We start from the raw sequence: 8,871 nt of genomic DNA on the forward strand, positions 1-8,871 counted from the left end.
GAGTTGCCGCTGGCCCTGCGTGCGCACGACGCCGTCTTCGTCGTCCTGCGCGGCCCGGCATCGGCGCCTTCGAGGCCAGTCGCGCCCGCCGCCGAGCAGACCCTCGCGACGCTGGACGGCCCCTGGACCCTGAAGTTCATGCCGGGCCGCGGCGCGCCTGCCGGGCCCTTGCGGATCGATGCGCTGGTCGACTGGTCGCGCGCCGACGATCCGGGCATCCGCTACTTCTCGGGCACGGCCACCTACACCGCGAGCTTCGATGTCGATGCGGGCTGGCTGCTCCGCACGCTGATGCTCGACCTCGGCACCGTCGCCGAGGTGGCGGAACTGAGCATCAACGGCCGGCCCGCCGGCATCGCCTGGAAAGCGCCGTACAGGCTGGACGTCAGCAAGCTGCTCCGGCCGGGGACGAACGAGCTCCAGCTGAAGCTCAGCAACCTCTGGGTGAACCGCCTGATCGGCGACCAGCAGCCTGGCGTCGCCACGCCCGTCGCCTTCAGCACCGGCCCGACCTACGCCGCCGATGCCCCGCTGCGGCCCTCCGGCCTGCTCGGCCCGGTGCGCCTTATCGACACCGGCCGCGTCAGAACATCGGGTGCCGACTGAGCGCCTGCTCCGGCACCGGCTGCAGCACGTCCCAGTGTTCGACGATCAGGCCGTCTTCCAGGCGGAAGATGTCGGCCACCGCGGCGCCGCGCTGCTCCGGCGCACCCCGTGCGAACAGATGCACCACGGCCAGCGGCCCGTCGACCAGGACGCGCAACACCTCCGCGTGGAATCCCGGCGCCGAGAACTTGGGCGCCAGCATCTCGATCGCCGCCTCGCGGCCGTCCGGCATGTTCGGGTTGTGCTGGATGTAGCGATCGGCGCTTACGCAGGCTTCGAAGGCCTCGCGGGTCTTCTTCTGCCGGTAGACCAGATCGACGAAGCGTTCGACGATCTTGCGGTTTTCTTCGGTCGTGGCGTCGGTCATCGAGGCTCCTGGAGGGCGAAGGCCCTGCATCGTGAGGACTCTAGAGACGACTCGCCCCCTGGAGAAGTCACTTGCATGGATACCTGGAATTGATGATCCGGTGCGGGTCGGAAGCCCCGTGCACCTGGCACCCGGAAATCGAAAGCAGTTCTGACCCTGCCGTACCCAATACCAAGGGTTTCCACGTGATATGGAGTGGTTTTTCTTGCCTACATTGCTTGTATGCAAGCGTTGAGCTCAAGCAGGCATACAAGCCAAATCAACCGGAGAACCCGCATGCCCAAGTTCCTACGTTCCCTGTTTGCCCAGGTCCTGCTGGCGCTCGCCGCGGGCGTCCTGATCGGCCTGTTCTGGCCCGAGGGCGCGCTGAAGCTCAAGCCCCTGGGGGACGGCTTCATCAAGCTGATCAAGATGATCATCCCGGTGCTGGTGTTCTGCGTGGTCGTGCACGGGATCGCGGGCGCCGGGGACCTGCGCCGCGTCGGGCGGGTGGGCGTGAAGGCGCTGGTGTACTTCGAGGTGGTGACCACCATCGCGCTGGGCATCGGGCTGCTGATGGCCTTTGTGTTCCAGCCGGGCGCGGGCATGAACGTCGATCCGAAGACGCTCGATGCCAAGGCGATGGCCGGCTATGCCGACACGGCCAGCAAGCTCACCGGTGGCGGCGCCGCCGAGTTCCTGATGAAGCTGATCCCGAGCAACGTGATCGATGCCTTCGCGAAGGGCGACGTGCTGCAGGTGCTGGTCTTCGCCGTGCTGTTCGGCTGCGCGCTGTCGATGCTCGGCGCCCGTGGCCGCGTCATCTCCGGCTTCATCGACGACACGTCGCAGGTGCTGTTCAAGATGATGGGGCTGATCATCAAGCTGGCGCCGCTGGGCGTGCTCGGCGCCATCGCGTTCACCGTGGGCAAGTACGGCATCGGCTCGCTGAAGCAGCTGGGCATGCTGGTGGTGCTGTTCTATGCGTCGGTCGCGGTGTTCGTGGTCGTGGTGCTCGGGTCGATCATGCGGCTCTCGGGCCTGTCGCTGTTCAAGCTGCTGCGCTATCTGCGCGAGGAACTGGCGGTGGTGTTCGCCACCACCTCGTCCGACAGCGTGCTGCCCCAGGTGATGGCCAAGCTGCGCCACATGGGCGTGCGCGACTCGACGGTGGGCCTGGTCATCCCCACCGGCTACTCGTTCAACCTGGACGCCTTCTCCATCTACATCACGCTGGCCGCACTGTTCATCGCGCAGGCCACCAACACGCCGGTCTCCACGGCCGACCTGCTCACCATCCTTGCCATCTCGCTGGTGACCTCCAAGGGCGCGCACGGCGTGCCGGGCTCGGCGATCGTGGTGCTCGCCGCCACGCTCCAGGCCATGCCGGTGATTCCCGCGATCGGCCTGGTGCTCGTGCTGTCGGTGGACTGGTTCATGGGCATCGCCCGCGCGGTGGGTAACCTGATCGGCAACTGCGTGGCCACGGTGGTCGTCGCCGCATGGGAGGGCGACATCGACCGAGCGCGCGCCAAGGCCGTGCTCGACGGCGAGTTCAGCGACAGGCTCGAAGCCGGCGATACCGCACCCGCCGCACCCGCCGCATCCGCCGCACCCGGGAACGCCGGCTCGGCCGCCGCAGCGACATGAGCACCATGACCACACGACCCAACCAGACCCAGATCGCCCAGCGCGTGGTCGAGGCCATCCTGGCCCAGAAGCTCGCCCCGGGCGAGCGCCTGGGCGAGCAGGAACTGGCGGAGCTGTTCGGGGTCAGCCGCACCCTCGTGCGCGAAGCGCTGATGCAGCTGCAGGCCCGGGGATTCGTCGAGGTGAGGACCCGCAAGGGCTGGTACGTCGTGGAGCCGTCGTTCGAGGAGGCGCGCGATGCCTTCGCGGCCCGCCGCACCATCGAGACGGGCCTGCTGCGCGAGGCTGGGCGGCCGCTGCAGTCGGTGCTGCGCCGGCTGCGCCAGCACGTGGCGGAGGAACGCGCGGCCATCGCCGAGGGGGACGCGGCCACGCGCACCTTCCTGCTGGCCGACTTCCATGTGTGCATGGCCGAATGCTTCGGCAACCGGCTGCTGGCCGACGTCATGCGTGACCTCACCGCGCGCACCACGCTGGTGGCGCTGCTGTACCAGTCGACCCATGACGCCGCCCAGTCCTGCGAGGAACACGCCGCCATCGTCGAGGCCCTGGCCGCCGGCGACATGCCGCAGGCCGAGCAGCTGATGCGCGAGCACATCGGCAGCGTCCAGGGCGCGCTCAGCGAATCCTCGGCTGCCGGCGACGACGACAAGGCGCGGCTGCGCGCCACGCTCACGCCCCTGCGGCTGGCCAAGCCCTGAGCGGGCCGGCGCTCACACCGCCGCCAGCCCCTTGCCGCACGCGCTGCGCCACTGCGACGGCGACAGGCCCGTCCTGCCCTGGTAGAAGCGCGTGAAGTAGGCCGCGTCGGCGAAGCCGAGGTCGTGCGCGATCTGCTTGATGCTCATCGTCGTGTAGGCCAGCTCGCGCTGCGCTTCCAGCACCAGCCGCGCGTGCAGCACCGCCATCGAGCTGCAGCCCAGCGCCGCCTGGCACACCCGGTTCAGCTGCGTCGTCGTGATGCCGATCTCGCGGGCCAGCGCGGACACCGGCGGCTGCTGGCGGAAGCGCTCCTCGACCAGGGCCCGGTAGCGCCGCACATGCTGCAGGCCGCGTGCGCCCTGGCGGGAGCCCGCGGCGGCCGGCGGCTCCGGCAGGTTCCGCGCCAGCGTCACCAGCAGCCGCAGCAAGGCGCTGTCCACGCCCAGCGAGCGCCAGTCGCCGGCGCTGCGGAACTCCTCGCGCAGCGCGCGGAAGGCGGCGCCCACCGCGGCGGCCTGCGCCGCATCGAGCGGCTGGACGCGCGGCTGCAGCAGCCGCCGCTCCAGCGCCGGTTCCTCCGCCAGCAGCTTGGACAGGTGCTGGGCCAGCACCGTCACCACCTGGCCCTGCAGCCGCGGCTCGAAGTGGAAGCCGTGGACGACCGGCGGCGGCACCAGCAGCACGCAGGGCCCCTGGACCTGCTGCTCCTGCCCGTCGAGGCTGAGCCCGCAGCGGCCCTTCTCGATCCAGAACAGCTGTACCAGCAGTTCGTGCCGGTGCGCGCCGATCTCCCAGTCGTGCAGGCGGCTGCGCTCGGCGATCGACTCGCAGTGCAGCCAGTCGACGTCCATCGTGCGGCCGTGTTCGCCGTAGATCGAATAGGTCGGGAGCGGGGATTGCATCGTGCCGGGCGTGAATGTTCGATTTCTGCAAGTCTATGCGCCCTGCGTCCATTGAACGCGGCGCTGCCGGAACGCACACTTGAGGCCAGAAGGAGACATCGAACATGCGCACCCAGGTCGCGATCATCGGAGCCGGCCCCGCGGGGTTGCTGCTGGGCCAGTTGCTGAGCACCGCCGGCATCGACAACGTCATCGTCGAGCAGCGCAGCGGCGACTACGTGCTGGGCCGCATCCGCGCCGGCGTGCTGGAGCCGATCACGGTCAGCCTGCTGGAGGCCTGCAATGCCGCCGGGCGCCTGCACCGCGACGGCCTGCCGCACGACGGCTTCGAGCTCTGCGCCGGCGACCAGCGCCACCGCATCGACCTGCAGGCGCTGACCGGCAGGCACGTGACCGTCTACGGCCAGACCGAGGTGACGCGCGACCTGATGCAGGCCCGCGCCGCCGCCGGACGGCCCAGCATCTACGAGGCCGAGGAGGTGACGGTGCTGGACTTCGAATCCGGCAGCCGGCCGCGGGTGCAGTACCGCAAGGACGGCACGCTGCACGAGATCGAGTGCGACTTCATCGCCGGCTGCGACGGCTACCACGGCGTCTGCCGCGCGAGCATCCCGGCCGAACGGCTGCAGACCTTCGAGCGCATGTACCCCTTCGGCTGGCTGGGCGTGCTGGCGGACGTGCCGCCGGTGGCGCACGAGCTGATCTATGCCCGGCATCCGCGCGGCTTCGCGCTGTGCAGCCAGCGCAGCACCACCCGCAGCCGCTACTACGTACAGGTGCCCAGCAGCGACCGGGCCGAGCAGTGGTCGGACGAGGCCTTCTGGGCCGAGCTGAAGCGCCGGCTGCCTGCCGACACGGCGGCGCAGCTGGTCACCGGCCCGTCGATCGAGAAGAGCATCGCGCCGCTGCGCAGCTTCGTGGCCGAGCCGATGCGCTGCGGCCGCCTGTTCCTGGCCGGCGATGCCGCGCACATCGTGCCGCCGACCGGCGCCAAGGGCCTCAACCTGGCGGCTTCCGACGTCGGCTATCTCTGGCAGGCGCTGTGCGATTTCTACAAGGGCGACGGGGCCGGCGTGGAGGCGTACTCGGCCCGCTGCCTGCAGCGGGTGTGGAAGGCCGAGCGCTTCTCGTGGTGGATGACCGGCCTGCTGCACCAGTTCCCGGATCACTCGCCCTTCGAGGTGCGCATGCAGGACGCCGAGCTGGACTACCTGCTGCACTCCGACGCCGGCCGCCGCGTCATCGCCGAGAACTACGTGGGCCTGCCGGCCTGATGATGACGAGGTTCAGAACGAGGTCCTCAGCGTGAGGCGCAGCGAGCGCGGCTCGGCCGGATGGATGTGCCGGTCCGCCACCGGCGCGGTCTCGCCGGGCAGCTGCGACTCGTAGAAGTACTCGATGTCGTTGAGCTTGCGGTCCAGCAGGTTGAACACGTCCAGCGTCAGTTCCGTGCTGCGGCCGAACTTGCGCGTGAGCCGCATATTGGTCGTCAGCGAGGCATGCGAGCGCACGCTGTTGTCCTCGACCAGCGCGCCGGAGCCGAGGTAGCGCCACTGCAGGCTGGCCGACCAGGGCCCCAGCTCGCGCACCGTCACCGCGATGGACCCGACCTTGTCCACCGCGTTCGGGATGCGGTTGCCGGCCGGGTCGGCGTCGGAGAAGCGGGCGTGGGTCCAGGCCAGGTCGGCGTCCACCAGCAGCCAGGGCAGGGGGATCCAGCGGTTGTTCCACTCCAGGCCACGGCGCTTGCTGGGCCGGTTCGGCTCCGTCGTGCCGGCATCGCCCACATAGACCAGCTCCGAGTCGAAGTCCAGCTTCCACAGCGCCAGCGAGCTCTGCAGGCCGGGGAGCCATTCGGTGCGCGCGCCCAGTTCCATGCCGCGCGAGGCCACCAGGCCCGGCACGCCGGCGACGACGCCGCGCGCGTCGTTGCTGTGGAAGCCCCGGCCCGCGTTGAAGAACAGCTCGGTCTTCGCCCAGGGGCCGGCGATCAGGCTGAGCTTGGGCGAGAGCTTCGCGTCATGGCTGCTGCCGAGCCCGTCCACCGCGAAGCGCGCGCTGTCCGCGCGCAGGCCGACCACGCTGCGCAGCCAGGGCGCCAGCTCGACGGCCGTCTGCGCGTACAGGCCGTACAGGCCCTCGTTGACCCGGTCGTCGCGCACGGTACCGATGACCTGGCGCTGCACCGTGTCGAACAGGCCGACGCGGATGCGGTCCTGGCGCAGCTGCAGGCCGATCTCGGTACGCGCCGGCAGGCTGCCGATGCTGTGGTCGACCGCGCGGCTGGCGCTGAAGCCGTAGACCTGGCGCCGGTCCTGCTGCGAGAACTGGTCGCCGCTGTCCGGCCGGTCCATCGCGTAGGTGAAATTGGAGAACAGCTTGAGCCGGTAGTCGATCGCGTAGGCGGCGACCCGGGTGCTGCCGGCTTCGCTGCGCTCGTGCCATTCGCCGGAGATGCTGCTGCGGCGGGTCTCGCCGCCGTCGCTCGGGTCCAGCGAGTCGAAGCGGCCGAAGGGCCTGCCCTGGTAGCTGCCGGCGTCCACCAGCCGCTCGGGGATCTGGTCGGTGGAGGTCCAGCGGGCGCTGTAGCCCATCAGGCTGGCGCTCCAGCCACGCGCCCTGTCGCCGCCGCTGAGGGTCAGCAGGCCGTTGCTCTTGTGCAGGCCCTCGGGCACGGTCCAGGGGCCGTCGTTGCGCTGCAGCTCGACGGCGCCCAGCAGCTGCAGGCCGCCGCCCAGCGCGGTGGAGCCGGCGGCGATGCCGCGGCGGAAGCCGTTCTCGCCCAGCGTCAGCGCCGCGAAGGGCGCGTCCAGCCGCGTGCGGTAGGCGATGTCGGCCGAGCCGGCCGAGGCGAAATCGCCCGTCGTGGCGAAGTACGGCCCCTTGCGGTATTCGATGCGCTCCACCAGCTCGGGCATCAGGAAGTTCAGGTCCGAGTAGCCCTGGCCGTGGCCGTGCGTGGGCATGTTGACCGGCAGGCCGTTGACGCTGGTGGCGAAGTCCGTGCCGTGGTCGAGGTTGAAGCCGCGCAGGAAGTACTGGTTCGCCTTGCCGTCGCCGGAGTGCTGGGTGACGATCAGGCCCGGCACGAACTCCAGCACCTCGCCCGGGCGCAGCGCGGGCCGGCTCTTCAGCAGCTCGGCGCGGATGACGCCCTCGGACGCGGCGTCGGAGCTGCCGATCGCGTTGTCGTAGTGGCGGCCCTCGACTTCCACCCGATCGAGCCGCACGGCGGCTACGGTCACCGGCATCTCGGTTTCATCGGCCCTGGCGGTTGGCGGAGTGGCCCCGGCGACCCCGAGCAGCAGCAGCGGCAGCGTCGGAAACCGGCGGCGCGCCGTCTTGGATCCGGTCATGGGAGTGGTTCGCTTCTTGTTCGGGTTGTGAGGAGCCAGCTTAAAAGTTCTTTACGACGGCTGTATGAACAAGACCTGGAGGTCGAACACGCGTTCCACCAGCCACACGCCGGCCAGCAGCGCGATCGCCGCGGAGCCGCCGCCGAGCAGCCCCGGCGCATAGGCCGGGCGCTTGCGCAGCGCCCAGGCCAGCGGCATGAAGCCGGCCACGATCGCCAGCTGCCCCGCCTCCACGCCCAGGTTGAACATCACCAGCGGCCCGGCCAGCGCGAGGCCGCCGAGGTCCAGGTCCTTCAGCGCGCTGGCGAAGCCGAAGCCGTGCACCAGGCCGAACAGGAATGTGATGCGCCAGCGGCCGCTGTCCAGCACCGGCCAGAGGTTGTTCAGCGCGGCCAGCAGCACGCTGAAGGCGATCAGCGACTCGATCCAGCGGGTCGGCGGGTTGACGATGTCGAAGGCGGCCAGCGCCAGCGTGATCGAGTGGGCCACGGTGAAGGCGGTGACGACGCCCAGCACCTCGCCCAGCACCGGGCGCAGCCGGGGGGCCGGCTCCCATTGCCTCGACGGACGGACCAGCACCGCCGGCAGCAGCAGGGAGAGCAGGAACAGGATGTGGTCGTAGCCGGCCCAGATGTGATGCACGCCTTCGGTGAAGAAGCTGCCGAGGCCCGGCGCGGCGGCGCCCAGCGGCAGCCGATGCGGCTGGCCGTCCGGGGCGATGACCAGCGTCTGGCTGCCCGCCTGGCCGAGCTCCAGATGGGTGACGACGCGGTGCGTCGGGTCGTCGGCGGCGAACAGCCGGTAGCCGAGGGTCAGGTCTTGCGCCGCGGCCGGGCAGGCGTAGCTGCGGCGCAGCACCAGGTAGCGTCCGTCGCTGTGGCTGTCCAGCTGCAGCGGCTGCAGCGGTCCGGCCGGGCAGGGCGCGCCGGCGGCGTCCTTCAGCTCGACCTTGAGCCCCTGCGCGGCCAGCGCCTCGATCTCGGCCGCGCGGCTGCGCACCTCGCCCCAGCTGAGCGTGCCGTCGTCATCGGTGTCGAGCTGCAGCACGCGGTCCAGGTCGCGCAGCGCGATGTCCAGTCGCTGCTCCAGCACCTGGCCGTGCAGCGCCAGGCGCAGGTAGGCGTCGCTGGGCTTGTGGGCCTGGGCGGTGGCGGCCAGCAGGCCCAGCGCGGCGATCAACAGCCACCTCATGGCATCACCTGCGCCAGCCGCTGGTCGGTGAAGCCGGTCTCGCGGCGGAACTGCCGCACCGGCTCGGCCGCGGCGGGCTGTCCGGCGGCGGCCGCCGCGCGGGCCAGCAGCAGCGCAT

The 8,871-nt window shown here is 70.5% G+C and carries 8 protein-coding genes; 4 read left to right on the forward strand and 4 right to left on the reverse strand.

Translation table 11 applies throughout. The features are described 5' to 3' along the window. On the forward strand, window positions 1-606 hold a 606-nt coding region (locus B0W88_RS33870; RefSeq protein ID WP_369973940.1), incomplete at its 5' end, for a glycosylhydrolase-like jelly roll fold domain-containing protein. Here the strand turns inward: B0W88_RS33870 and B0W88_RS26890 are convergent. Next, a complete protein-coding gene (locus B0W88_RS26890; RefSeq protein ID WP_198937948.1) occupies window positions 584-973 on the reverse strand; it encodes a nuclear transport factor 2 family protein in 390 nt (129 codons plus the stop codon). The genes B0W88_RS33870 and B0W88_RS26890 overlap by 23 nt on opposite strands. Window positions 974-1,249: 276 nt before the next feature. On the opposite strand from B0W88_RS26890, the gene B0W88_RS26895 reads away from it, so the two are divergent. Together B0W88_RS26895 and B0W88_RS26900 are read left to right on the forward strand one after the other, a co-directional pair. Beyond that, window positions 1,250-2,602, forward strand: a complete 1,353-nt coding sequence (locus B0W88_RS26895; RefSeq protein ID WP_077037655.1) for a C4-dicarboxylate transporter DctA — start codon at window positions 1,250-1,252, stop codon at window positions 2,600-2,602. Window positions 2,603-2,607: 5 nt separating this feature from the next. Then, on the forward strand, window positions 2,608-3,303 hold the full coding sequence (locus B0W88_RS26900; protein WP_077037656.1) for a GntR family transcriptional regulator: 696 nt from the start codon (window positions 2,608-2,610) through the stop codon (window positions 3,301-3,303). Window positions 3,304-3,315: 12 nt separating this feature from the next. Here B0W88_RS26900 and B0W88_RS26905 read toward each other — a convergent pair whose 3' ends face one another. Next, window positions 3,316-4,206, reverse strand: a complete 891-nt coding sequence (locus B0W88_RS26905) for a helix-turn-helix domain-containing protein (protein ID WP_077037657.1) — start codon at window positions 4,204-4,206, stop codon at window positions 3,316-3,318. A 104-nt stretch (window positions 4,207-4,310) separates the two neighbouring features. Between B0W88_RS26905 and pobA the strand changes: the two genes are divergently transcribed. Next, window positions 4,311-5,480: a 4-hydroxybenzoate 3-monooxygenase gene (pobA, locus tag B0W88_RS26910; protein WP_077037658.1), complete on the forward strand. Its 1,170-nt coding sequence runs from the start codon at window positions 4,311-4,313 to the stop codon at window positions 5,478-5,480. A gap of 12 nt (window positions 5,481-5,492) precedes the next feature. Here the strand turns inward: pobA and B0W88_RS26915 are convergent, their stop codons facing one another. Together B0W88_RS26915 and B0W88_RS26920 are read right to left on the reverse strand one after the other, a co-directional pair. Next, window positions 5,493-7,562: a TonB-dependent receptor gene (locus B0W88_RS26915; protein ID WP_077037659.1), complete on the reverse strand. Its 2,070-nt coding sequence runs from the start codon at window positions 7,560-7,562 to the stop codon at window positions 5,493-5,495. A 51-nt stretch (window positions 7,563-7,613) separates the two neighbouring features. Further along, window positions 7,614-8,753: a HupE/UreJ family protein gene (locus B0W88_RS26920; protein WP_077037660.1), complete on the reverse strand. Its 1,140-nt coding sequence runs from the start codon at window positions 8,751-8,753 to the stop codon at window positions 7,614-7,616. Window positions 8,754-8,871: the final 118 nt, after the last annotated feature.

It is taken from the genome of Pelomonas sp. KK5, assembly GCF_001984095.1.
GTDB lineage: Bacteria > Pseudomonadota > Gammaproteobacteria > Burkholderiales > Burkholderiaceae_C > KK5.